Raw genomic sequence first — 25,997 nt, forward strand, 5'->3', positions numbered from 1 at the left:
TTGAAATTGTTCTTTCCATTTTATGCCAAAACTTCAACATGTCTTCAGTATCTTATACCATATTTGTTTATCATGAAGATTCTAATTATTGAAGACGAAGCTGGTTTGCAACGAAGCATTGCGCAATACCTGATGTCAGAAGGTAACCAGTGTAGCATGGCCTCCACTTATGCGCAGGCACTTGAGCGGCTCGGAGCATATGATTACGATTGCATACTGCTCGATCTTACTCTTCCTGATGGAGAAGGTCTTCAATTGTTAAACTATTTGAAACGGTTGAACAGAACAGAAGGGGTAATCATTATTTCAGCAAGAAATTCGATTGATCAAAAAATAGAAGGATTAAGTCTTGGTGCGGATGATTATCTAATAAAACCTTTTCATCTTTCAGAACTCAATGCAAGAATATTAGCTGTTGTACGCCGGAAAAGTGCACGGGGCGAGCGCCATATCGAATTCAAAGAAATCCGGATTGATTTGGACGCAAAAGAAGTTCTGGTAAATGGTAAGTTAGTTTACATGACCAAAAAAGAATTTGATCTCCTGCTTTATTTCGTTTCCAATAAAGGTAAGGTAATTTCTAAGTCTGCAGCGGTAGAGCATATCTGGGGAGATAATTCTGATATGGCCGATAGTTTTGATTTTATTTATACACATATTAAGAACATCAGGAAAAAACTGACTGATGCGGGGAGCGATGATTACTTTCAATCTGTATATGGCATTGGGTATAAATTTACCGAAGTATGAAGGTATTTACCAGATATAACAGGATACTCGTGATTATCAGTCTTTTCGGGCTACTGCTGATCGGTTTTCTTTTTTATCAAATGCTGGCCTATTATCTCGATCAGCAGATCGACCATGATCTGGTAGAAGAGATCATGGAAGTAAAAGAATACGCTTCAAAAGGGAATTTTTATCAGCCACATGAATTTGAGGATCTTATTGTTCAATACAAAAAGATAGAAAAGGCCTTTCCTTCCAGCAACTACGCTGATACGATATTCTATAACCCTATAAAGCACCGTAAGGAGACCGCAAGATACCTTAAAACAGAACTCGAACTTGTAGGGCAGCCCTACCAGGTGTTGGTTATCGCCTCAAAACTTGAACGTCAGGAACAAATTCGGAACATCTGCTTGATTATTCTGATTCCTGTAATGCTGCTTTTTGCTTTGGTTCTTCTGGTGAACCGGATTTTGCTTAGAAAAATCTGGACACCCTTCGAGCAGCTCCTGAAAAATATTACCGCATTCAATATTAATCATGAAAGGCCCTACGAACCTGTTGAAATGCCTGTTTCAGAATTCAGGCAACTTAACCAGGTATTGGTTGAGCTTTCTGGTAAAGTCAAATCTGACTATAACGAGATTAAGCTATTTACTGAAAATGCATCGCATGAGATGATGACACCCCTCGCGGTGATCAATTCAAAGCTTGATAATATGCTCCAGTCAAATGTTCTGAGTAAAGAGGATGGAGAAACATTGATTGAACTGTATAAGGCTACTTCACGCTTAACTAAACTTAATCAGTCGCTATTGCTCTTGGTTAAAATCGATAATAATTTATTGCAAGATGAAGAAAATATCAATCTAAAGGCACTTGTTGAAGAAAAAAGTGTTTACTTCCAAGAGCTTATAAATGAACGGAATATAAATGTAGAATCTGTTCTAGCCGATGTAACCATTTCTGCAAGCCGGCAACTTTTAGAAATACTGATCAATAATTTATTTAGTAATGTTATCCGACATAATTATGATGGCGGAAAGATAGAGATTAGTTTAGATGCAGAGAAAATTGTATTTGCCAATACCGGCCATAACCCAGCGCTTGATCCTGAACGAATATTTGATCGTTTTTATAAGGACAATGCTTCTGAAGGTACAGGTTTAGGGCTTGCCATACTTAAACAGATCTGTAACCGTCAGCATTACTGGCTAAATTATGCCTATCATCACGATTTGCACACTTTCACCATAACATTTAAACATTAACATGGCCATTATCGAACCTACCAATCATGAAATAGGAGAAATCAAAAAAGGGAAGAAATATGCCTCTTCTACACGTTTCTGGCACTGGGTAAATTTCATTGTCATCTCCGGATCGCTATTCACTGTGCTCATTAATTCAACGCTGTTTGATCGTGCCCAGCGTAGTTTTGTAAAGAATGAACTGATGAATGCAGGGGCATCTGTAAGCGATAAGCAGGCAGGTGCGGTAACCCATGGACTGGAGGATCAGGTTTGGGGTATACATATTTATTTTGGTTATGCCCTTGCTGTACTTTTTCTTTTTAGGTTGGTTGCAGAATTTTTTCTTCCTCCTGCACAAAGAATAATGCCGAAGATAAAAAAAGCTTACCAGGCTTATTTTATATTAAAAAAAGCGCGCGAGGAAGCAAAGCACGAATTGGTAGTAAAAGGGCTTTATCTTATTTTTTATCTTTTGTTATTAATTATGGTTGTTACCGGTTTATTGCTTGCCTTCGAAGATTATACTGGTATCCCTAGAAATATTAACCACAGTATAAAAGAATTCCATGGTTTTTGCATGTACCTGATACTTGGCTTTATTATGCTCCATTTAGCTGGGGTTTTCCTGGCCGAACGGAAAGATGGTAAAGGAATTGTTTCGGATATGATTAATGGGGGCTGAACAGAAATAAGGCATTAATTTATTCAATGATAAAAAATGAGCAAGTTCCATAAAGAAGAGCACCTGAAAAGCTCAGCGTTTATTTCAGATACAGTAATTGGAATGAGCGACGGATTAACAGTTCCCTTTGCACTTGCCGCAGGCCTTAGTGCCGCTGTGAGCAGCAATTCGATTATTATTACCGCGGGCATTGCCGAGATCATTGCAGGTTGTATTGCCATGGGATTGGGTGGCTATCTTGCAGGAAAGACCGAACAGGAACATTACGAAAGTGAGCTGAAAAGGGAATACCTAGAGGTTGAAAATGTACCTGAGCTGGAAAAAGAAGAGGTGAAGGGAATTTTTGCCGAATATGGGCTAGACCGTAATGCACAAGATCTCCTAGTTGATCAACTGAGTAAGAATAAAGACCATTGGGTAGATTTTATGATGAAATTTGAACTGGGCTTGGAAAAACCAGACATCAACAGGGCGCGCAACAGTGCACTTACCATAGGGTTTTCTTACTGTGTGGGTGGTATGCTACCCCTTTCGGCATATTTTTTCACTTCAATGCCGCAGGATGGGCTGGTGCTCTCTGCGGTGCTAACCACTATCTGTCTGTTTGTATTTGGCTATTTCAAAAGCAAGGTAACGGGGCAGCCCCCGGTAAAGGGTGCTTTAAAAGTTACTGCTACCGGGCTTATTGCAGCGGGGGCGGCATTCCTGATCGCTAGATTGATTGCTTAATGAGTATTCTTTCTATGTTTTTTAACTAAACTGTTTAACAAATATTTAACAAATTTTCTTTTAAAACTTCAGAATGTCTTCAGACTTGATCAATAGTTTTGTTACAATCAGTCTTTCAATTAAATGAAGATTGTGAACCAGAAAACTTTAGCCCTTTTTATAGATAGAATTTTACACAGATTTTTTTAGCATTTCCCCGTCAATACTAAGTGCTTGTACATCGGGGCATTGTCTGAATATTTCATTGCTCATTTTAACTATAAAAAGAACATGGACAGAAAAGATTTTCTTAACAGTATTGGGATGAGTGCTGCGGCCTTTGCGCTTATCAATTGTATCGGTTGCAAAAAAAACGATGGCAGCAATTCTGCCGATACTACAGGGCCAACAGGTATAAATTTCTCGCTCGATTTAAGCTTAGCTGCAAATGCAGCATTACTCAGCAATGGAGGATCTTTAATATCAAATGGAGTTATTGTAGCCAGAACGAAGACAGGAGCTTATATTGCTGTGCAACGTTCATGCACTCATGAAAGTTATACACTAACTTATCAATCTGCAAATAGTCGCTTTTATTGCCCTAATCATGGTGCAACTTTTTCTGAAAGCGGAGCAGTAACCAATGGTCTGGTTTCTAGGTCTTTAACCGTGTATAATACCCAGCTTACTGGCACTACTTTAAAAGTTTATTCTTAAGATTATGAAACTACTTTTTGTTGCCCTATTGGGGCTATTTACTATTCCTGCATCGTGGATGGGAAATTTTACAGAAGCACAAAAACAAGCAAAAGCCACACATAAACAGATCCTGATTAATTTTTCAGGTTCAGACTGGTGTGGTCCATGTATTCGTCTACGGAAAGAAATCCTAGAATCTGAAAGCTTTGAGCAGTATGCCACGACCAATCTTATATTGGTAAGGGCAGATTTTCCAAGACAGAAAAAAAACCAGCTAACAAAAGAACAGATTAAGCTTAATGAATCATTAGCAGAGGTATATAACAAGGATGGTAAGTTTCCATACACCCTTCTTGTTGATGAAAATGGGAAGGTGCTTAAAACCTGGGATGGATTCCCTGATGAAAGTCCTTTGACCTTTGTATCTGAACTCAATAAACTAAAAAAATAACCTTAACAAGATGGCCAAACCTGTTTCTGTAAACCGGATACTAAAACTTATGGGAAACCGGTTTGAGTTTACTGTGATCGCTGAGAATGAACAGGAAGGGAATGCGGCGATAGATTCGGCAATAGAAGAGGTGAGACGGATAGAATATCTGCTCACTACTTTCAGCGATCTTAGCCAAACAAGCGTGATAAACGAAAATGCAGGTTTGCAACCTGTAAAAGTTGATGAGGAAGTGATTAGCCTAATTGAGCGCTCCATTAGGATATCAGAAATTACGGATGGGGCTTTTGACATTACCTATGGTTCGATAGATAAACGCCTTTGGAACTTTGATGCGAATATGACGAGCTTACCTGATGAACAAACTGCATTGGCATCTGTTGGACTGATAGATTATAGGAATGTAATATTGAACAAAGAGCAGTCTACTGTTCTACTCAAAAATAAAGGCATGAGGATTGGCTTTGGTGGAATTGGAAAGGGTTACGCTGCCGATAAGGCAAAATTAACGCTACAGCAGTTGGGGATTAAAAGTGGAATTGTAAATGCAGCTGGTGATTTGGTTACCTGGGGCACTCAGATAGGCGGCCATGCATGGACAGTAGGTATTGCCGATCCGGAACAAACTGATAGGCCATTTTCTGCGCTGAAGATCAGTGATATGGCCATTGCAACTTCGGGCAGTTATGAGAAATATGTTACCATTGGAGGGAAACGCTATTCGCATACGATAGACCCCAAAACCGGACTTCCGGTAAGGGGGGTAAAAAGTGTTAGCATTATTTGCCCCAGTGCAGAATTAGCCGATGCCCTGGCTACACCAGTAGTAGTGATGGGTGTAAAAGTAGGGCTGGAGCTGATCAACCAGATTAAACAGGTAGCCTGTATAATCATAGATGATTATGATCGGGTATTTACCACAAACAATATTAATGTGATATAATTATGAAACCATCATGATTTTACCAAAACCCGCAGGGGAATAAATATTTAAAATCATGATCGCTTCATCACCTTTAAAAACAAATAATATATAGATGAAAACTTCCAGAACAATTTTCCTTTCGATGGTTACCGCATTTTCATTAACCAGCATGCTTAGTGCTTGTAGTAGCGTAAAACCTTATCAAAAAAACAAGATTAATGATGCTGATATGATTCTTTCGGCCAGAAAGGTCCAGAAATTTGAACAGAGTTTTCAGCTTTACCGCGAAGGCGCTTCAGGTGCGAACGGAGGCAAAAGTGGTGGTGGTTGTGGCTGTAATTAATTTAAGCATCAAAAAATGAGAAAAATATATCTCCATGTGCTTTTTATGTATTTCGGTATATTGAGCACATACGCACAAACTAAACCAGAACCTGCAAAAATAGATAGCAGCAAATACCAGTCGAGGAAGCTAAAAATTGATGAAATTAACCTGGTTTCAGCTTATTATCATCAGAATGGTAATAATTCTGCAGTGACGGGCGGTATTGGCACCGAGAAACTGAGCGATTTTGCGAACACGATTGATCTTCAGCTGTCTAAGTTCAATAAAAGAGGTAAAAAAAATACCTTTCTTTTTGAGCTTGGTGTTGATCATTACACTTCTGCCTCTTCAGATAAGATTGATCCAAGTACTATCTCCTCAGCTTCTTCAGCAGATACACGTATTTATCCTTCACTAAACTGGACGCACTCCAATGAAGAGACTGGTAATTCTTTTGGCTTTACAGGATCGTATTCAACAGAATTTGATTACCAGTCGATAGGAGCTGCCTTTAATTTAACCCGTTTATCAAAAGACAAAAATACCCAGTTTGACTTTAAGCTTCAGGCATTTTTAGATCAGTGGACAGTGATTCTGCCAATAGAACTGCGAACGGGCAATACAGGCAAGGGGCACGAACAATATGATACCGCACCAAGAAATTCATTTAGTGCATCCTTCTCGTTATCGCAGGTTATTACCCAAAAGTTTCAGGCAGCGCTGATCCTGGAGCCGTCTTATCAGAAGGGCTTGCTGGCCACGAAATACCAGCGCGATTATTTTACCGATGGTTCACTACGTTCGGAAACATTACCCGATAAACGGTATAAGCTTCCCATTGGGCTGCGGATGAACTACTTTTTGGACGACCATTTTGTAATTCGTACTTTTTACCGTTACTACATGGATAATTGGGGCATTAGGGCGCACACCGCAGAACTTGAAATTCCAGTTAAGATCAATTCATTCTTTTCGGTCAGTCCTTTCTATCGCTATAACAATCAGGTGGGGACTAAATATTTTGCACCTTATGGACAGCATTCGCCATCAGAACAATATTTTACAAGTGATTATGATTTATCTACGCTTACCAGTGATTTTTATGGGGCAGGTATCCGGTTTTCTCCGCCCAAAGGCGTTTTTGGTTGGCAAAGATTAAATATGCTCGAATTGAGGTATGGCCATTATTCACGGTCGACAAGCTTGGTTTCCAATATTGTCTCATTAAACCTTAAATTTAAATAAGATTGTTTAATTATTCAGATCACTAATCAAAAATACAATTTACCATATATGGCAACTTTTTTGTTCCAGATATAACTTGGCCAAGGTAACCTAATCAAAAATCACTTTGTTTTTGATACATATTTAAATTTCTTGGGGAAATTATTAAAGAGACTGCGAATTATATTTGCAGTCTCTTTAGTTTGATCTTTAAACAGAATTCATATTTTTATTACCCCTTGTGTTTCCTTATCAAAGGCCAGTATTCAAAATGGATATAAGAAATTAAAGTGCCTTGTGTTTTTTACCCCACTTTTCCAGTTCTTTAATAATTGGTTTCAAATCATCCCCGATCGGTGTTAGCTCGTATTCAACACGGGGAGGCACTTCGGCATAAACCGTACGTTTTACAATTTTGTTTTCTTCCAGTTTTCGGAGTTGCAGTGTAAGCATCCGCTCAGTGATATTTGGCAGACACTTTTTCAGTTCTCCAAATCGGCGCTTTCCGTTTATCAGATAACAGCAAATAGCCAATGCCCACTGGCCGCCGATGATATTGGAAGCATAAACCTCTAAACAGTCATTGGCTAATGCCTGCTTATTCACATAGTTTGTGGAGGCTTCTTTTATCTTGGTCATTACTTACATTTTTTATAGTACCATACAATGGGTAGCTAACATGCAAAATTAATGTTTCGTCAATACTTTTGTGCAACGATTTTAAATTTACTTGATATGAAAACATTGGTGATTGTTGTTCACCCCGATATGGAGGGTTCAGTAATTAATAAAAGATGGATACAGGAATTGAATAAACACCCTAATCAATATCACGTCCATCAATTACACGCTGTTTATCCCGATGAGAAAATTGATGTGGTTGCAGAGCAAAAATTGATTGAGCAATATGGCAAAATTGTATTTCAATTTCCATTTTATTGGTTCAATTGCCCACCGTTACTTAAGAAATGGCTGGATAATGTTCTTACCTATGGGTGGGCGTATGGAAGCAATAGCGGTTATAAAATTTCGGGTAAGAAAATTGCCCTGGCCATGTCTGTAGGAATAGATGAAGACCAATACGAACCAATGGGAAAGTATAAATATACTTTGGCCGAATTAACCCGGCCGTTTGAACTAACTTTTGAATATGTGAAGGCTGACTACAGGCCGTTTTTTGCTTACTACGGCATTGAGCGGAACAGTTCAAAGCAATGGATTGAAAAAAGTATAGTTCCTTTTATGGATTTCATGGATAGTTTATAAAAGCTTGCTCCATTAGTGAAACAATTGTAATGGACAAATAATGATCTGGTTTTTATTGGTTAATGATGTAGCCTGGTGTTTTTTACCTGGCCGACCAGCCGTCTGGCTACTGCGCGCCTTATGCTTCAGTTGGCCCCGGTAATTAATGCTTTTTTCATCATTTTAAAAGGGGTTATGCTATGTGACATTTTGATTGAATTTCTACTCCCAAAGATTGAAATTAACAATTCTATTCAGTTCGAGTTTTTTGAAGGTACCTGTTCAAAGTATCTCTATTATGCAACTTTTATTAAAACAAGGGGTCTTTTAGAACAGAAAACTTTAACCAAACCGAATGAAACTATCTCTACTTATTTTAATATTTTGTACGTTATTCATTTTTTCAAAGGCCCAAAGTCAAAGGGCAATCATACAAGGGGTATTAATAGATGCCAAAACAGCGCAAGCCATGCCATATGCTACGGTAAGTATTTTCAGGGCTAGCGATACTACACTGATAAGCTATCGCTTAAGCGATGAAAAAGGCGGTTTTAAGGTTGCCGCCGTACCTGTTGGCATAAAATTGCGGATTATAATTACGTATATGGGTTTCACCATTTATCGTAAAGCGCTCGAAGTACAAAACGGTCAGCAATTATTAGACTTGGGGAAACTATCTTTGATAACATCAGCTGTTGATCTGACAGAGGTGACGATAAACGCAGAACGGCCACCAGTTGTAGTACGAAAAGACACTATTGAATTTAATGCGGCTGCTTTTAAGACCCTGCCTGATGCATTGGTAGAAGACCTGCTTCGAAAATTACCCGGGGTGCATGTAGACAAGGATGGGAATATTATGGTAAATGGCCGTAAGGTAACAACCATTTATGTGGATGGGAAAGAGTTTTTTGGGGGTGATGTGCATATTGCGTCTAAAAATCTGCCTGCCAATACCATTGATAAAATACAGGTAACAAATGATAAAGAGGCGCTTAAATTTAATCCTTTAATGCCGGAGGCTGATATACCACAAGTAATAAACCTGAAACTAAAGCCTGGTATTAAGAAAGGCATGTTTGGTAAGGTTTATGCAGGTGCCGGTGTTAAAAATAAAGGGGAAGCTGGCGCTTTACTTAATTTTTTCAGAGACACCACACAGATAAGCATTTTGGGTTACGGAAACAATTTAAACAAATCTTCTTTCTCTTTTACAGATATCCGGTCGGTTGGCGGGTTTAACAGAAGTGGTTGGGGCAATGCCAATGGCAACGGTAATGGTGGGCTTTCTATCGATAAAGTATCTTTTGGTGGTTATGGTAACGGGATAATGACATCAAGTGGTGGCGGTGGCAATTTCAACACCATCATCAACAAAAAAGTAGATTTTAGCCTTAACTATTTTTATGGCGCGGTAGTTTCTGATTATGACGAACTGCGCAACACACAGCAATTGTACAGCGATACTGTATTAACCAGCCTACAAAATACAAACCAGCATAATAACCAATATGCGCATTTAATAGGTACCAGAATAGGGTTTGATATTGCCCCAAAACTGCATATAGATTTTAAGCCACAGCTAATTTTTGTAAAAGAAAATAACGACCAGTTTTTTAACCTTAATACCAGCTCCAGCATTAAAGGTACATTAAGCACAAGCGACAATAAGCAGGATGAACGCAATAATTCTACAACCTTTATGTCGTGGTTAAAGGTTATACCAACTTTTACTAAAAAGGGGCGCAGTATGTTTTTTGTTGACGCTTTAACGGTTGATAACTCAAAAAATAACCTCTATAATTTAATCCAGAACTCGTTTTTTCAGCCGCCTGCGCAAAGCACTGTCAACCAATTGCGTAAAAATGATGTGGTAGATACCCGCAATTTTATAATGTTGGTTTATTCAGATCTGCTTGCTCCGTCGTTGAATTTCAGCGCAAACGTGACGTCTAACTATTTTAAAAATAAGAACGATCTGGACACTTTTTTTCCTGATCTGTTTGACCAGTACGTTATTGGTGTACCTGCCCTTACACAGGATTATGAACGTACTGGGCACCGTGCAGATGCAACAGCCGGCCTAAAATGGAAATTAAATAAATGGAGCTTTGGGCCGGGTATAACATTGGCCGTTTTTGATGCTAAAAACGTTTTCTCTACCGGTAGCCCTGTTAACCAGCATTATCGCCTTTTATTACCTAGTTTTGATTTGGGTTACAATATTTTCAACCTAACTTACAAACGCAATTTCAGCGAGCCTGCACTGGCAAACATACAGCCTATCATTAACAATACTAACTCTTTATTTATTCGTAACGGTAACCCCAACCTTAAACCAGCAGTTAGTAATTCATTAAGCCTGGGGGTGCGTAAATACGATACCAAAAACCTGCTTACCTACAATTTTAATGTTAGCGGTACTGTTATAGACGACGCAACCATTTTATCCAGAACCATTAATGGCGCAGCCGTGCAAACCACCATTCCCATTAATGCTAACGGAATCTGGACGCTAAGCAACAATTTGGGCTTTCAAAAAGATTGGAAGATGGAGAATAACCGCCAGGTATCTTTTATAGCATCCAATAGCAGTTCGTTAAATAGTTCGTTCGTAATGCTTAATGGGATGAAAAGCGGGTTCAGGACACTAAATATCCGCCCAGCGGCTGAGGTAAGGGTTAACCTGAACGATAAGTTTGAACTCAATCAATCATACACTTTTACCCATTACCATAGTAATTATGAAAGCACTGAATTTAGTAGCCAGACACTAAATTATCACGATGCACGGAGCGAGGTAATATATCGCCTTGGGCAGCATTGGGTTTGGGAAACACAGTTAGATTATCGTTATAACCCTAATGCTGTACCGGGCCTGCTGCAAAGCTATTATAAGTGGAACGCTGCAATGACCTATGTGTTTTTGAAAGGCAACAGGGGGCAGTTAAAATTTGCTGTAAATGATATCCTTGATCAAAATGTTTTAGCTTCACGGATGATCCGCGAAAACCTTATTGAGGACATGCAGGGGAGCACCATCAGGCGATACGGACTGCTTACATTTACTTACAATATCCGCAGTTTCGGAGATAAAATTGGCGGAAGAAATCAGTTGTTTAAATTTTAAAAAGAGCCAATTCAGGTAATAGTAACTGTTATTTAAAAACCTGGTATAATGATAAATTTATGTCCGTCCGGCAAATGATAACCTAATTTTGGAAAGGTTATAATATTCTTGAGCACCATTAAAATAATAACTAAAAAAACTCAAACGCCATTGCTTTTAATCGGTTTCCGGGTTTTTATGGGAAAAGTAGGTTAGAAGACATGCAAATTCGTGCTCACTCATCTGCATGCCTTATTATCTGTTAAATTTTACAAAAGTTCCTTGTGCTCCATCAGATAAGCCATTGCTTCTTTTACTGCCTGTTCTGGTTTTATTGGATTAAAGCCCAATTCAGTCCTTGATTTGGAAATATCAAAATCCTGTTGAAGCCCCGAAAACATAGCAATATCTTTTGTGGTGATAATAGGTGGTGCCCCTTTTATTTTGGCTGAAAATTCCATCAAACCTGCTATTACATATAATAGAAATTTAGGGACTGTACCAGGCACTTTGAGTTTCAATTCCGGATAAAGTGTTTGCGCTAACTTGGTGGTATCTGTTATGGTCATGCATTTTTCATTGGCCAGGATATAACGTTCACCTGAACGGCCTTTTTGTGCCGCAAGATAGCAGCCTTCGGCAACATCTTTCACATCTACCCAATTGAGTGTAATTTTGGTGTCTATTGGAATTTGCTTATTCAAAATCAATTTCAATATGCCATAAGAAACATTCAAAGGAAAAAACGCTTCACCGCCTATCATGGCACTGGGCATTACTGAAATTAATTCGACACCTAATCTTTCAGCTAATTGAAAAGCAAGCTTTTCACCATCATTTTTAGAATTGTAATACATATCCCTGCGGTTAGGGTTATAGCCATTACTTTCTTTTGTGGGGAGATGGGTATAATCCAGCGCTGCAATAGAACTCACATAAACAATCTTTTTTACGCCAGCTTCTGCTGCGGCTTCTATTGTATTACGCGTTCCCTGCATATTTACATCGTAAATTTCTTTTTTCGGGTCTTTGGCCCACAATTTAAAAGCTGCACCTACTGCATAAAATATATCAACGCCTTCTAAGGCTTTAACAAATGAAGCTTTATCGGTAATATCTGCTTGCACAACTTCACAATCCAGACCTTTAAAGCAGTCTTTATTTTTTATGTTGCGAACGGATGCGCGAACCCTAAACCCTTTATTTATTAATAATCTTACCAGATTGTTGCCCAAGTGTCCGTTAGCACCAGACACGAGTACTAAATTTTTATTTACCATATCCATCGATTTTAAATGATGATGCAAAATTCAATTTTGCCCATTTAAAACCACTTCACAAATGTTACCTAATGATTTGTTTTCGGATACGGCTCAAACTTTTTGCGTTCATTCCCAGAAAAGAAGCGATATACTGCATCGGTACATTTTGTAGCACTTCGGGGTGTTCATTCAGCAGTTTTAAATATCGTTGTTCTGCACTAAGCGTTGCCAGTTCCCTGGAACGTTTTTCATTGTAAGACAAAGATTGCTGAAATACAAAAAAACTGAACGCCTTAAATGCAGGACTTTGTTGTACAAGCCAGTCAAGATCAATTTTGTTAATACGTAAAAGCTCACATGCTGTAATGCATTCCATGTTTTCGTCAGATTTACATTGGTTTGCAAAATTAGAATACGAAGTAATGAAGCCCGGAGGGCAATTGATATGTGTTGTTACCTCATCGCCTTTGTCATTATAATGAAATAAACGTACAAAACCCGATACGACAAAATATAGATAAGCCGGGATTTTTCCTTCCTCTTCAACTATCCTGGTTTTCGGATACAACACCGGTTCGAAGTATTGAATGCATAGGTCTTTTTCCGAATCAGAAATTTTCACATTTTGTGCAATAAGTTGAATAAGGTGGTTATGCATGTTGCAAACTTAAAAAAATATAGTCCTGCAACATCATAACTGTTTTATTAAATATATTTATTCAAACACTTTCAGCTTGAGTGATGGGTTAATTTTTTAATTTGAAAAAGCGTGTTGGGTTAGATCTAATATTTTTTTCTTTCGATATCTTAAGTATTGCAAATTGGTTTGGCATTTTCCACTTAAGTTCAGAGATAAGCGTTGCCAAAAATATCATTCCACCCCCAATCAATAACCTTGATGTAATTTCCTCTCCCAAAATAAAGTGGGCGGCAAATGCTCCGAATATGGGTTCGAAAAGATAGATGATAGATACCCTTTCGGCACTAATGTACTTCTGAGAAATATTTGATATGGTGTACATGTAGGCCGTTGAAAATAGTGCGCAAAAAATAATGCCAATCCAAAACGTTTCTTCCTGAGGAATCCAGGTAGGGTTTCCTTGGATAAATGTTAACAAGAAGGTTAGTATGGCACAAGTGGCAAACATAGGTACAATGGTGGGGATAATATTGCCCGCTGTTGATTCCTTTTCAACCTGGATTAAATATATTGCAAAACAAAAAGCACCTATAATAGTGTATAAATCGCCGGTTCCAATGCTCAATTTATCGGTAACTGATATTACAAAAAGCCCAATTAACGCCGTGAACGCGGCAATCCATATTTTAAGTGCTGCAGTTTTCCGGTAAATAAGAAGTTTAATGATTGGAATCATTACAACTGTTATGCCTGCCACAAACGAACATTGAGATGCTGAGGTGTGGGTAATGCCCAGTGTTTGTAAATAAATACCCAATACCAGCGGAATAGCCAAACCCGCACCTGTTTTAATAGCTGTTGAATCTAGTTTCTTTACATGCTTCCAGAAAATAACGGATAAAACTATTGTGGCGAGTAAAAAACGATAGCATAAAAACAGAACTGGCTGGTGCTGGCCAATAGCTAGTTTGGTAACTGAAAAGGAAATGCCCCAGAAAGCGGTACCCAATATCAATAAAATTAAAAAGAGGTTTCTTTTTTCCATTAGGATACTTTTAATTCGTTTTCGCTAACCAACACTTTTTTCATCATCAAATCTGTTTGTTCATCATCTCCAAGCCAGAACTTATGCTTGTTGAAAGCTATAAAACCATTTTTTTCATAGAACCTTAAAGCCCTGTGGTTTTCTTCCCATACGCCCAGCCATACATAACTGGCCCGTATTTCGTGCGCAATATCAATGGCTTTTTGATAAAGTAGCTGGCCAACTTTTCGACCATAAAATGCTTTCAAAATATAAATCCGCTCAATTTCAAGTGCATTCAGATTTAGTTTTTCGGTTTGCGCCAGGCCAGTATTGATTTTTAAATAGCCAATTGCTTTTCCGTCAAGCAGTGCAAAATAAAATTGAGAATCCTGATTACCCAGTTCCGTTTTCAGTTTTTCTTCTGAAAAGCTTTTTTCGAGATATTCTTTCATATTTTCCTCGCTATTTACTGCTGCGAAAGCTTCAGAAAATGTTGCTCTCCCGATTTCCTGTAATGTTCTGATACCTGTTATTGTTGCCCTTTCTATTATGATCTGCTCCATGGCACGAATGTAACAACTCTTTAAATGTGATAAAATGCTATTTTTTCATTTATTAATGCGTATTTTGCATTAATGGATCTTCAGCGAATCAAGTATTTTTTAGCCCTGGCAGAACAGCTTCATTATTGGAAAACGGCAGAAAAGGTAAATATCACACAATCAGCCCTTAGCCGTCAGATACAGTCGCTCGAAAGTGAACTGGGTTTACAGCTTTTCGAGCGTAACAAACGTAATGTAAAGCTTACTCCAGCGGGTAAATTCTTAAAAGAAAAGTGGGAGGTAGAGCTAAATGAACTCGAATATATCCACCAGTTTGCCAAGCAGCTTCACCTTGGTGAACGCGGAACCATTACCATCGCGCATCCTGATTCCATATCGGCTTCTATCATGCCCGATATTTTGGCGAAGATAACACAGGCATTTCCCAAGCTTCAAATTAAGTTGGTGCAGGTTTTATATGAAAATCAGCTGGATTTTCTAAAGAACTATAAGATAGACCTGGCCATTACAAGAGACATCACCAGTGAGCAAGGCATTCATGCAAAAAAAATATATTCCGACCACCTGGCTTTGGTGGTGCCATTAGCACATGCTTTTAAAAAATTTGAGGATTTATCTACAAAGCGCCTTAAAGCACAAAAGTTTATATTGCCTACCAAAGATGAGGGGAGCAGTTATAGCGAGATTATTCAGGCACTTTTCAAATCTTATGATTTTGTTCCTGATGTGTTTCTACATTCTGAATTTGGATCAACCATTATTGCACTCGTACGGAAAGGCTTGGGGATAGCTATTTTACCCGATTCTTATATGCACCATCAAAGTCCTGGCCTGCGGTTTATACCACTGCCTTTTAAAACCGATATATTAATCAATTGGCGGGCCGATGACCATAACCCTGTACTTGCCAATATTTTGAAACTTGTTTTCGAAAATTAGCAGTAAAGCTAAATAATTAAAACTTTATAGATTTAAGCGTTTTACATCCTTTCTTTATTTTGAACCATACCAGAATAAATAAAGGCTGTTTTAAGCTGATGTATGTGAAACAACTATTCTTCTGCTTCATCAAGGTAGCTTTCGATGACCTCCTTTATTTCTTTAAAGGCATCGATTCCTGGTAGCAATGTTTTTAAACTTCCGAGTAAATTATTAAGGTAAGTCAGAAATTTTTTCAATGCTTTAATAATAGGATTACTTGTAAAACTAATGATGCCATTACCTGCGGAAATTACACCATCCCAAAGCTTGTTGAGTAATCGCGCCTTTAGTTTTAATGAGGCGCCTGTAAATCCGATATCATTTAAAATATCATTTACTGTTTTCAGATTTTCTTGATAGCTGAGATTAATATGCGAAATCTGATCTTTCAAAATAGCAACATTATCTTTCAGTACTTTCTTTGCTTCATTAAAAGCTTCCTCAAATAACGAATAATCAACCTGATAGTGGTCCTTATCATTATTTAAGAGCGTTTTGAAGGTGTCAACTTCACAAATTTTTTCTAAGTTATCCGGTAACTTTTCAATAAAACTGATAACATTGTTGAGGTCGCTTGAATTTTCGTTTAATTCAAACCAAGGGTTTGGTAGAGGCATATTGGAGAGGTTTTTAATGAATGGCCTAAACCAAATATAAAAATAAAGTATTAGAATTATGGTATTTATTTGGATGTTAAGTTATTGAAGATGAGTGTATTGTTGTTTGATCGTGATGGCCATACGCTGGTGCTTTCGACTGCTTATTTGACCTTTCATGCAGCAATTAGTATCTTGTATTAACATTTAGTTCAAAAATAGGATCAATAATGTATTTAACTTCGTTACCAGATCATTCCAGTCCTGATTTTGATGAGGATCTTCATTTTGGAAGATTTAAAACACATAATGTTATTTTCAATACGCTTAGCAGTTACAGTTTTTGCGACGACCATGTGGGCTGCCTTTCTTTCAAAACCATATTAAAAGGAGAAGAGTGGTATGGGGTAAATGGGCGTCGGTTGGCCGTCAGGCAGGGGCAGTTCCTGATCCTCAATGATGAACAGAACTATTCTTGCAAGATCGATACCCATGATAAGGTAAGGGGGCTATCGGTTTTTTTTCAGAAAGATTTTGCTGCCCGGGTATTGGAGGATACCTTAAAAAGTGAAACGGAATTATTAGATAACCCATTTTACAGTAATAACAAGCAACCAGAGTTTTTTCAGACATTGAACGATATCAGTCCGGAACTACAGCTGCAACTGCTAACGCTTATTTCGGGGCTCGAAAATAACGGTTATGATGATGGTACTGATGAACAACTGGTGTTTTTACTCGGACACCTGATCAGTACCCTTAAAGCTGATACGAAAAAAATAAAAGAGGTGCAGGCCATAAAGCCATCCTCAAAAATCGAAATTTACAAGCGTTTGTGTATCGCGAAAGATTTTCTCCATTCAACTTTTATGGAGAAACCCGATTTAAAATTATTAGGTAGTGTAGCCTGTTTATCGGTTCCCCAACTCATCAGACAGTTTAAATCTGTATTTAAGGTTACGCCACATCAATACCTGATTCAGCTAAAACTTAAACAAGCTGTAGATTTACTTAAAAACACAGATAAACCTATCCATGAAATAACCTGGGGTAGTGGGTTTGAAAATGAGAGTGCTTTTTGCAGGGCCTTTAAATCTGCCTACGATCTTCAACCCTTAGTGTTCAGAAAAATGCATCGATAAATAGCGCATTTCTGCACATGTTTGCTGTTAAACAGGGCGTAATTTTAACCAGTTTATAAATTCAAGCCCTTTACATGAACCGCGCCTTAATTTTTTTCTTTTATATTTTGTCTGTGTCATTTTGTTATGCCCAGGATCTTACTATTCCACTTTACCAGGGCCAGGTGCCAAATGCAAAGAAAACGCCTGCAGATTATAGAGAAGAAACCGATAGCAGCGGTTTGATAAAAAATGTAAGCATACCTACTATGCAAGCCTATTTTCCAGCTAAACATAAAGCCAATGGAACAGCTATAATCATCTTTGCTGGTGGTGGCTATTTTGTTCTTGCTCAAAAAAAATGCGTTGAAATCGCTAAGGCATTTACTGAATTAGGCGTTGCTGCCTTTGTAGTGAAGTACCGGCTGCCTAGCGATAAAATTATGATCGACAAAGCAATTGGTCCGTTGCAAGATGCACAAACTGCCATTAAAACGGTACGCAGAAGAGCTGTTGAATGGAATATAAACCCGAACCGGATAGGAATGATGGGACTATCGGCAGGTGGTCATCTGGTCTCAACAGCAGGTACGCAGTTAAACAGGGTAGTGATCGATAATAAAGAAAATACATCGCTCAGGCCCGATTTCATGATTTTGCTTTATCCTGTTATCATTTATGATCCGGATATACCGCGCACCAGAGAAAATTTAATAGGAAAAAATCCTAACCCACAAACATTGGGATTATACAGCACCAATAAGTCTGTAAGCCAGGTTACACCACCAACGTTTTTGGTTCATGCGGCTGATGATGATGTAATCCCGGTGAAAAATAGCCTGCAGTTTTTCGATGCATTGCTAAAAGCAAAGGTTAAAAGTGAAATGCATATCCTACAAACGGGTGGCCATGGTTTTGGTATTTATGATGAAGAGAATAAAGATAGCTGGTTGGTAAGCTGCTACGAATGGATGAGAAAAAACGGTTTTGGATCTGCTGATTGATAAACAACCAGGTTTGAAAAGTTAGATACCATCATTCAAAATCGGCTGTGTCTTGAATTTTACACCAGCCACTTTTAATCAAAAAAAAAATTTATAGCAGTATATAATTTACATTTTTTAAGCAAAAAAAGCATTCAGTTTAAATAACTTTGTTTTTCAATGAAAAAATCGAGCAATCGATTCAGCCTGTTTTAAACCAAATAACTAAAAATGCTTTTAATTATTCTTAACATTATTTTCTGTATCTCATTTTTGGGTTTTGCTTATGTAAACCTTAACGATAATGATGCTTTTTTATGGGTGTCTATCTACCTAAGTGCTGCAATATGCTGTGGATTAGCTGCAGCAGGTAAATTTTATCCTTTTGCTTATCTATTTTTAACTGCTTTCTACCTGATCTATGCCGTTATACTTTTCTTCGCAAAAGATGGTGTCCGTGATTGGATTACCAAGTATAGGCGCGAAAGTCTGGTGCAGAGCATGCAGGCCACTAAGCCTTATATTGAGCAAACACGCGAATTTTTTGGCTTATTGATTATTGCAGGTGCACTGCTGATCAATTATTTTGTTTCTGCGGGCATTACGGCTTAAGTTCCTTTAACAGTTTTATTGATGAGAGATGATCATATGAAGGCGGTAAAAGAAATAATAGGGGCTGTAATTAAAAACAACATCAATTTAGCGGCCGAAAATTGGCTGGAAGATTTTATACAATCGGCAGACCAATCGGCACAGTTAGCCAAAGTATTTGTGATGCTGCCCCGTAAAACAGGTAAGTTGCTGGTTGCCATTAATGAAGACCAACAAAAAGTACTGGATACAGCAGGCTTTGGCTATATTCGTTATTGGACCATCGATAGGCTTAGTCGCGTGTGGTTGTTGTCCAATTTAAATCTGGATGACAAAGAACTGTTGTTGTCAACCATTAATCCTTTATTCCTGTCGGCAGAGGTGAATGAAGCTGTAGCTCTATATTCGGCATTGCCATTTTTAGCTCATCCTGAAATTTGGGTAAAGCGTTGTGCTGAAGGAATCAGGAGTAATATCGGATCGGTTTTGGAGGCGATTATGGAAAACAACCCTTATCCTTCAGAAAATCTGGATGAAGCCGCCTGGAACCAACTGGTGCTGAAAGCTTTTTTTACAGAGAAAAATATCAACCTCATTATTGGTTTAGATAAAAGAGCAAATCCTGATCTTGCATTAACGTTGATAGATTATGCAAAAGAACGCTGGGCTGCAGGGCGAAAGGTAAATCCACAGCTCTGGCGTTTAGTTGGAAAATTTATCAATGCCGAGATTTTTGATAACCTTAAGGGAGGTTTACAGCGTTACGATCAAATTGAACAACGCGCCATTGCGCTCGCTGTTTTTCAGTCTGATTATCAACCGGCAAAAGATTATATTAACACTTTTCCTGAACTTAAGTTGGCCCTTTCAGAAGGGAACTTAAACTGGGATTCATTTTAACCATTAGAAATTCAAAATAGAGATATATGTGTTGCAGTAGTTCAATTGAAAGAGATAAAGCATTGATGGGGGAGCCTGAAGCGTTCGATATTAGTGCCGTAAAGGGGATGAAATTCTTCGACCCACATGTTCACATGACTTCGAGAACAACAGACGATTACCAGGCGATGGCCGATGCAGGCGTTGTTGCTTTGATAGAGCCCGCATTTTGGTTGGGGCAGCCACGTACAGGCTTGGATAGTTTTAGAGATTATTATAGTAGCCTGATCGGTTGGGAGCGTTTCCGCTCTTCTCAATTTGGTATTAAACATTATTGTACCATTGGGCTTAACTCAAGAGAGGCTAATAACGAAAGCCTTGCAGAGCAGGTAATGGAAATATTGCCTTTGTTTATCTATAAAGAGGGTGTGGTTGGCGTAGGCGAAATCGGTTTTGATGACCAGACTGCTGCCGAAGAAAAATATTACAGATTACAGCTTCAACTTGCTAAAGAAGCGGGGTTGCCTGTGCAGGTGCATACACCACACCGTGATAAGAAAAAAGGTACACAACGCAGCATGGACATTGCTTTGGAGCTTGGCCTCGATCCTTATAGCGTAATTATCGATCACAATAATGAGGAGACGGTAAAAGAAGTATTAGATAGAGGCTTCTGGGCAGCTTTTACCATTTATCCATTTACTAAAATGGGTAATGAGCGTATGGTAGAAATTGTAAAACAATACGGCGCAGAGCGCATTATGGTAAATTCTGCTGCCGATTGGGGTATCAGCGATCCTTTGGCGGTACCAAAAACCGCTGCTTTGATGAAAATGCGTGGTTTAAGCGATGAGGATATTGAACTGGTTACTTACCGTAATGCGATTACTGCATTTGCGCAGAGCGGACAGCTAGATGAAGCCGATTTTAATGCACAAAAAAATGTTGACCTTACTGAAAAATTTGAAGGTAACACCATTTTACGTGGCGGACAGCAACCAAGAACAGATAAATCGTCTATTATCATCAGCTAAAGTATTGAAAAAAATAATTGTTTATCTGCGCATGATGCGCCCCGCCAATATTGTAACGTCTGTAGCCGATATTTTGGCAGGAATTGCCATTTCTGGAGTTTTAAGCAGTGGATTTTCCATTCCATGGTTGTCCATTGTATTTTTAGCCACATCAACAGCCTGTTTATATGGAGGAGGAATCGTTTTTAACGATGTTTTTGATGCCGATCTGGATAAAATAGAGCGTCCGGAGCGAGCTATTCCGAGTGGCGCAATCAGTTTAAAGCATGCAACTATTTTAGGAAGTTTGTTGCTCTTTGCCGGAATTGCTTTGGCTGCTTTAAATAGTTTAACCTCTGGATTATTAGCGCTGTTAGTGGCTATTTTTGCTTTGCTTTATAATAAATTTGGCAAACACCATTCTTTTTTCGGACCGTTGAATATGGGCTTGTGCCGTGGGTTTAACCTGCTGCTGGGTTTGAGTATTGTACCAGAAATGCTTTACAGCCATTATTATTTAGCTATTATTCCCGTAGTTTATATCTTCTCCATTACGATGACCAGCCGTGGCGAAGTTCATGGAGGGCATACTAAAAACTTATATTTGGCCGCATTTCTGTATGCAATTGTAATTTGTGCAATCGCTTATTTTGCTTTTGTAAACGATAGGTTGTTGTGGTCGCTGTTGTTCCTGGTTCCTTTTACCTTTATGATTTTCAGGCCGCTTTTAAAAGCCATAAAAGAACCTATTGGTAAAAATATTGGTGGGGCAGTAAAAGCTGGCGTAATTTCACTTATTTTGATGGATGCGGCCTGGGCCGTAACTTTCGATGCCCTTATTTTGGCTTTTATTATTGCAGCTTTATTGCCACTTTCTATATGGCTTTCTAAATTATTTGCCGTTACTTAACCATCAAACACACATTCCCAATTGATATGGAACATTTACATCAATCCTTTACTGTACAATATAATTACAATGTTTTCTTTACTTCATCGCTTTTTTTGCCTGAAAACGAACTGTTAAACAGTTTTTTAGTTAACCTAAATCCGGCTGTTGCCGTAAAGAAGATCTTATTTGTAATAGATGAAGGTGTAGCAAATGCACACAAAGAGCTTAATAAACAGATTAAAACCTATTTTGCAAAATACCCTCAAACGGAGTTAGTTCAGGATATCTTGGTTATTCCTGGGGGAGAACAGGTAAAAAACGATACTAGATATTTTGATCAGGTATTGGAAGCCATCCATATTCATGGTATAGACAGGCATTCGTTTGTTGCTGCAATTGGTGGTGGGGCAGTACTTGATATGGTAGGTTATGCGGCTACAGTAGCCCACAGGGGTATTAAACATATCAGAATCCCAAGCACTGTGCTTTCGCAGAACGACTCGGGTGTTGGGGTAAAAAACGGAATCAATTATTTTAATAAAAAGAACTTTTTGGGCACTTTTTCGCCACCTGTTGCCGTTTTTAACGATGAAATGTTTTTAAGCACTTTATCTGATCGTGATTGGCGTTCAGGCATAGCCGAAGCCATTAAAGTGGCACTGATTAAAGACCGAGAATTTTTTGAGTGGCTGGAAGTGAACGCCACTGCACTTGCAAATCGGGATACCACTGCCATGAACTACCAGATCTGGCAATGTGCAAAACTCCATATGGAGCATATCCGCAGTTCCGATCCTTTTGAAAATGGTTCAGCCCGACCTTTGGATTTTGGGCATTGGAGTGCACATAAATTAGAATATTTAACCAATTTCGAAGTGAGGCACGGTGAGGCTGTTGCCATGGGTATTGCTTTGGATACCGTATATTCCAATTTATCGGGCAGGATAAGTGCAGAAGATGCGCAAAGGGTAATCGCCCTGATTCAGCAACTTGGCTTCGAGTTAACACATCCTTTGTTACAGGTTACCGAAGGCAATAGCCCAATTTTGCAGGGACTGGAAGAATTTAGGGAGCATCTTGGTGGCGAACTCACCATTACTTTGCTTACAGGTCTGGGCAGTGGCGAGGAAGTGCATGAAATTGATGCCAATATTTTAAAACAAGCTGCAGAAAATTTAAATAACCAAACTGCCATTATTCAACATTAAGCTATGAAATTAACTTCTGGCCATTTAACGTTTTGTACCAATATTTACGCAGGCGAAAACTGGATGGCACATTTTGCCGTGCTGAAGGCTAGTTTTCCAATATTGAAAGAGCAGCTGTCGCCTAATGCCCCAATGGGCATCGGTTTACGGCTTTCCAATCTCGCCAGTATTGAGCTTTTGGAGGATAACCATTTAGCCGTTTTTAAACAATGGCTTCAGGATGAAGGAGGTTATGTTTTTACGATGAACGGTTTCCCCTACGGCGGTTTTCATCATACCAGGGTTAAAGATCAGGTACATGCACCCGATTGGACCACCGAAGACAGGGTGGCTTATACCCTGCGTTTGGCAAACATCCTTTCTCAGTTGCTTCCTGATGATATGGATGGGGGCATTTCTACTTCCCCTTTGAGTTATAAGCCATGGTTTACCGATGCAGCGGCAAGAGAAAATGCTACAAATGAGGCAACTGCTAATATTGTAAAAGTTGCCGAAGGCCTGCATGCCATACAGGAGCAGACCGGTAAGCTCATCCACCTGGATATTGAACCCGAACCAGATGGTTTTCTTGAATCTGGTCCAGAATTTATTGATTGGTATGAAAATGTACTTTTGCCTGCAGGGAATGATAAAAGCCTGATTAAAAATCACATCTGTTTGTGTTATGATGTTTGTCATTTTGCCATCGGTTACGAACCGCATATAGCCATTATAAACGAATTGCAGGAGAAAGGCATTAAAATTGGGAAAATCCAGATCAGTGCTGCATTAAAAGCTAAATTGCCAGCATCTATTTCGGAAAGATCCGCGGTATTGGATCAACTCGGTCGCTTTGATGAACCTACTTATCTTCATCAGGTAATTGCGCGTAAAAACAATGGTGCTTTATTGCGGTATCCCGATCTTGCAGAGGCTCTGGCAGCGGCTGAAGATTTATCGGTAGAGGAGTGGCGTGCCCATTTCCATGTACCTATTTTTGTTGAAGATATGGGCCTGATCCAATCTACACAGTCGGACATTGTCGAGGTACTAAACTTGCAAAAAAATAGTCCTTTTACCACACATTTGGAAGTAGAAACTTATACCTGGGAGGTTTTGCCAACAGCTTTGAAAGCACCTTTGAATGATTCCATTATTAGGGAACTGGCCTGGGTAAAAACATTATTAGAACAGTAGATTATGCATAAAACCGTTGTTATCGATATCGTAGCCTTATCTGCTTCCGTAATTGGAGCACATACGCCTTTTCTTCAGCAATATATTGCCGAAAACCATTTAACAACTATAGAACCTTTGTTGCCGGCAGTTACCACGGCGGTGCAATCGAGTTATGTAACAGGTAAATATCCTTCAGAAAATGGTATTGTAGGGAATGGCTGGTATGATGATGCGGATAGTGAAATTAAATTCTGGAAGCAGTCTAACAAACTGGTAAATGCCGAAAAAATATGGGATCAGGCTAAAAAGGAAGATCCTAATTTTACCTGTGCCAATATGTTCTGGTGGTACAATATGTATTCGACAGTCGATTTTTCGGTAACACCGCGCCCAAATTACCTGGCCGATGGACGCAAATTATCCGATTGTTATTCGCAACCGGCCGAACTGCGCGACCATTTACAGGCTAAACTGGGGCAGTTCCCTTTGTTTCAGTTCTGGGGTCCTGGTGCAAATATTAAATCAACGAGATGGATTGCAGATGCCTCAATGGAAACTGAAAAGCTGCATAACCCTACGCTTACTTTAATTTATTTGCCCCATTTAGACTATTGCCTGCAAAAGTTTGGCCCTGAGCTAGATAAAATCAGCGCAGAGTTGAAAGAAATTGATCAGGTGGTAGAAGAATTGGTGCATTTTTATGAAAGCAGGGGGGCGCGTATCATATTACTTTCCGAATATGGCATAGCCCCGGTAAATAATCCTGTCCATTTAAACCGCCTGTTCAGGGAAAACGGATTGATCCAGATCCGCGAAGAAAGAGGATTGGAACTGCTTGATGCTGGCGCTTCTAAAGCTTTTGTCGTAGCCGATCACCAGATTGCACACGTGTACATTAACGATAAAAGCGTAACGGAACAAGTGAAGGCTTTATTGGAAGATGTAGCCGGTGTTGAGCTGGTTTTAGATAAAGAAGAACAAAAAAAACACCACATCAACCATGAACGTTCAGGCGATCTGGTACTGATGGCCAATGAAAACAGCTGGTTTACCTATTATTTCTGGCTTGACGATGCCAAAGCACCTGATTATGCCAGGGTGGTAGATATCCATAAAAAACCAGGCTACGATCCTGTAGAAATGTTCATGACCTCTAAATTGCGGGCAGCTTACAAGCTTTTAAGAAAAAAAGCCGGCTTCCGTTACGTGATGGATGTAATTCCACTCGATGCTACCTTGGTTAAAGGATCGCATGGTAGCAATAAAGTAGCCGATAGGTTTAAACCTGTTCTGGTTACTTCAAAAGCAATAGATAAAACCTTAAAGGCACCAGACGTTTATCGAGTGATTTGGGATAGTTTGACTGTTTAAAAAAGATCGCCGGTTTTACTGACTGATCGCTATCGGATCAGCCGGATGATCGCATTTAAGAAAGATCTTGTTGAGTTCAAGTTCAAATAAATTAAGCTTTTAAGAACCTTACCTACAGATTTCAGTTCGATCAATTTATTCATACTGACTAATTTTAAGCCCGTGAAACTAGCGAGATCGTCATGCTGACCTGTAGCACAGCGGAAAGCTACGCAGTAAATTTATTTCAGCATCTTTAATGCTAAATAGACCCTGAAATAAATTACCTTCGGTGAGCTCGCTAAGGCTCGGTTCAGGGTGACGGCTATGAACGAAAAATGCCTGCAGTATACCTGTTAAAGTATATTAATAATAGAACTGAG

27 protein-coding genes are annotated in these 25,997 nt (G+C 38.9%); 21 read left to right on the top strand and 6 right to left on the bottom strand.

Annotated elements, in window-relative coordinates:
* The first annotated feature begins 72 nt into the window (after positions 1–72).
* The 9 genes from HDC90_RS17445 to HDC90_RS17485 all read left to right on the top strand — a co-directional run bounded on the left by HDC90_RS17445 (position 73) and on the right by HDC90_RS17485 (position 7,017).
* Positions 73–750, top strand: a complete 678-nt coding sequence (locus HDC90_RS17445; protein ID WP_184468659.1) for a response regulator transcription factor — start codon at positions 73–75, stop codon at positions 748–750.
* Positions 747–2,000, top strand: coding sequence for a cell wall metabolism sensor histidine kinase WalK (locus HDC90_RS17450; RefSeq protein ID WP_184468661.1), 1,254 nt, complete (start codon positions 747–749; stop codon positions 1,998–2,000). The genes HDC90_RS17445 and HDC90_RS17450 overlap by 4 nt, the downstream gene beginning before the upstream one ends.
* Before the next feature lies 1 nt (position 2,001).
* A complete protein-coding gene (locus HDC90_RS17455; protein WP_184468663.1) occupies positions 2,002–2,664 on the top strand; it encodes a cytochrome b/b6 domain-containing protein in 663 nt (220 codons plus the stop codon).
* A gap of 36 nt (positions 2,665–2,700) precedes the next feature.
* Positions 2,701–3,393 (top strand): VIT1/CCC1 transporter family protein, encoded by a 693-nt coding sequence (locus HDC90_RS17460; RefSeq protein WP_184468665.1) that lies wholly within the window; start codon positions 2,701–2,703, stop codon positions 3,391–3,393.
* A 270-nt stretch (positions 3,394–3,663) separates the two neighbouring features.
* Complete coding sequence (locus tag HDC90_RS17465; protein WP_184468667.1) at positions 3,664–4,089, top strand: ubiquinol-cytochrome c reductase iron-sulfur subunit; 426 nt, start codon at positions 3,664–3,666, stop codon at positions 4,087–4,089.
* Between the two features lie 4 nt (positions 4,090–4,093).
* Positions 4,094–4,522, top strand: coding sequence for a thioredoxin family protein (locus HDC90_RS17470; protein ID WP_184468669.1), 429 nt, complete (start codon positions 4,094–4,096; stop codon positions 4,520–4,522).
* A gap of 49 nt (positions 4,523–4,571) precedes the next feature.
* On the top strand, positions 4,572–5,465 hold the full coding sequence (locus HDC90_RS17475) for an FAD:protein FMN transferase (protein WP_255497735.1): 894 nt from the start codon (positions 4,572–4,574) through the stop codon (positions 5,463–5,465).
* A gap of 94 nt (positions 5,466–5,559) precedes the next feature.
* Positions 5,560–5,790, top strand: coding sequence for a DUF4266 domain-containing protein (locus tag HDC90_RS17480; RefSeq protein ID WP_184468674.1), 231 nt, complete (start codon positions 5,560–5,562; stop codon positions 5,788–5,790).
* A 15-nt stretch (positions 5,791–5,805) separates the two neighbouring features.
* The gene (locus HDC90_RS17485) at positions 5,806–7,017 is read left to right on the top strand and encodes a DUF3570 domain-containing protein (protein ID WP_184468675.1); all 1,212 of its coding nucleotides are present in this window, start codon (positions 5,806–5,808) and stop codon (positions 7,015–7,017) included.
* A 264-nt stretch (positions 7,018–7,281) separates the two neighbouring features.
* Here HDC90_RS17485 and HDC90_RS17490 read toward each other — a convergent pair whose 3' ends face one another.
* The gene (locus tag HDC90_RS17490) at positions 7,282–7,635 is read right to left on the bottom strand and encodes a helix-turn-helix domain-containing protein (protein ID WP_184468677.1); all 354 of its coding nucleotides are present in this window, start codon (positions 7,633–7,635) and stop codon (positions 7,282–7,284) included.
* A 96-nt stretch (positions 7,636–7,731) separates the two neighbouring features.
* On the opposite strand from HDC90_RS17490, the gene HDC90_RS17495 reads away from it, so the two are divergent.
* Positions 7,732–8,262, top strand: coding sequence for an NAD(P)H-dependent oxidoreductase (locus HDC90_RS17495; RefSeq protein ID WP_184468679.1), 531 nt, complete (start codon positions 7,732–7,734; stop codon positions 8,260–8,262).
* A 334-nt stretch (positions 8,263–8,596) separates the two neighbouring features.
* Complete coding sequence (locus HDC90_RS17500) at positions 8,597–11,371, top strand: outer membrane beta-barrel protein (RefSeq protein ID WP_184468681.1); 2,775 nt, start codon at positions 8,597–8,599, stop codon at positions 11,369–11,371.
* Between the two features lie 248 nt (positions 11,372–11,619).
* Here the strand turns inward: HDC90_RS17500 and HDC90_RS17505 are convergent, their stop codons facing one another.
* From HDC90_RS17505 to HDC90_RS17520, 4 genes are all read right to left on the bottom strand, one after another.
* Positions 11,620–12,630, bottom strand: a complete 1,011-nt coding sequence (locus HDC90_RS17505; RefSeq protein ID WP_184468683.1) for an NAD-dependent epimerase/dehydratase family protein — start codon at positions 12,628–12,630, stop codon at positions 11,620–11,622.
* 64 nt (positions 12,631–12,694) lie between these two features.
* Positions 12,695–13,270 (bottom strand): Crp/Fnr family transcriptional regulator, encoded by a 576-nt coding sequence (locus HDC90_RS17510; protein ID WP_184468685.1) that lies wholly within the window; start codon positions 13,268–13,270, stop codon positions 12,695–12,697.
* Between the two features lie 88 nt (positions 13,271–13,358).
* A complete protein-coding gene (locus tag HDC90_RS17515; protein WP_184468687.1) occupies positions 13,359–14,297 on the bottom strand; it encodes a DMT family transporter in 939 nt (312 codons plus the stop codon).
* Positions 14,297–14,842, bottom strand: a complete 546-nt coding sequence (locus tag HDC90_RS17520; protein WP_184468689.1) for a GNAT family N-acetyltransferase — start codon at positions 14,840–14,842, stop codon at positions 14,297–14,299. Before HDC90_RS17520 ends, HDC90_RS17515 begins: the two co-directional genes overlap by 1 nt.
* 72 nt (positions 14,843–14,914) lie before the next feature.
* Between HDC90_RS17520 and HDC90_RS17525 the strand changes: the two genes are divergently transcribed.
* Positions 14,915–15,781, top strand: a complete 867-nt coding sequence (locus tag HDC90_RS17525) for a LysR family transcriptional regulator (RefSeq protein ID WP_184468691.1) — start codon at positions 14,915–14,917, stop codon at positions 15,779–15,781.
* A gap of 113 nt (positions 15,782–15,894) precedes the next feature.
* Here HDC90_RS17525 and HDC90_RS17530 read toward each other — a convergent pair whose 3' ends face one another.
* Positions 15,895–16,440, bottom strand: coding sequence for a hypothetical protein (locus HDC90_RS17530; protein WP_184468694.1), 546 nt, complete (start codon positions 16,438–16,440; stop codon positions 15,895–15,897).
* Between the two features lie 209 nt (positions 16,441–16,649).
* On the opposite strand from HDC90_RS17530, the gene HDC90_RS17535 reads away from it, so the two are divergent.
* The 9 genes from HDC90_RS17535 to HDC90_RS17575 all read left to right on the top strand — a co-directional run bounded on the left by HDC90_RS17535 (position 16,650) and on the right by HDC90_RS17575 (position 25,635).
* On the top strand, positions 16,650–17,561 hold the full coding sequence (locus HDC90_RS17535) for a helix-turn-helix domain-containing protein (RefSeq protein ID WP_184468696.1): 912 nt from the start codon (positions 16,650–16,652) through the stop codon (positions 17,559–17,561).
* Between the two features lie 113 nt (positions 17,562–17,674).
* Entirely contained in the window at positions 17,675–18,544 is an 870-nt protein-coding gene (locus tag HDC90_RS17540; protein ID WP_370576644.1) for an alpha/beta hydrolase, read from the top strand.
* A 210-nt stretch (positions 18,545–18,754) separates the two neighbouring features.
* Positions 18,755–19,135 (top strand): transmembrane 220 family protein, encoded by a 381-nt coding sequence (locus tag HDC90_RS17545; RefSeq protein ID WP_167293666.1) that lies wholly within the window; start codon positions 18,755–18,757, stop codon positions 19,133–19,135.
* Between the two features lie 21 nt (positions 19,136–19,156).
* Positions 19,157–20,014, top strand: a complete 858-nt coding sequence (locus tag HDC90_RS17550) for an EboA domain-containing protein (RefSeq protein ID WP_184468700.1) — start codon at positions 19,157–19,159, stop codon at positions 20,012–20,014.
* A 26-nt stretch (positions 20,015–20,040) separates the two neighbouring features.
* A complete protein-coding gene (locus tag HDC90_RS17555; protein WP_184468702.1) occupies positions 20,041–21,027 on the top strand; it encodes a TatD family hydrolase in 987 nt (328 codons plus the stop codon).
* Positions 21,028–21,031: 4 nt separating this feature from the next.
* Positions 21,032–21,916: a UbiA-like protein EboC gene (gene eboC, locus HDC90_RS17560; RefSeq protein ID WP_255497737.1), complete on the top strand. Its 885-nt coding sequence runs from the start codon at positions 21,032–21,034 to the stop codon at positions 21,914–21,916.
* 26 nt (positions 21,917–21,942) lie between these two features.
* Positions 21,943–23,106 carry a 3-dehydroquinate synthase gene (locus tag HDC90_RS17565; protein ID WP_184468703.1) on the top strand — a complete coding sequence of 388 codons (1,164 nt, stop codon included), beginning with the start codon at positions 21,943–21,945 and terminating at the stop codon, positions 23,104–23,106.
* Between the two features lie 3 nt (positions 23,107–23,109).
* Positions 23,110–24,282 carry a metabolite traffic protein EboE gene (gene eboE, locus HDC90_RS17570; protein WP_184468705.1) on the top strand — a complete coding sequence of 391 codons (1,173 nt, stop codon included), beginning with the start codon at positions 23,110–23,112 and terminating at the stop codon, positions 24,280–24,282.
* A 3-nt stretch (positions 24,283–24,285) separates the two neighbouring features.
* Complete coding sequence (locus HDC90_RS17575) at positions 24,286–25,635, top strand: alkaline phosphatase family protein (protein WP_184468707.1); 1,350 nt, start codon at positions 24,286–24,288, stop codon at positions 25,633–25,635.
* The last annotated feature ends 362 nt before the right edge of the window (positions 25,636–25,997 follow it).

This window comes from Pedobacter sp. AK013, from assembly GCF_014205835.1.
Taxonomy (GTDB): domain Bacteria; phylum Bacteroidota; class Bacteroidia; order Sphingobacteriales; family Sphingobacteriaceae; genus Pedobacter.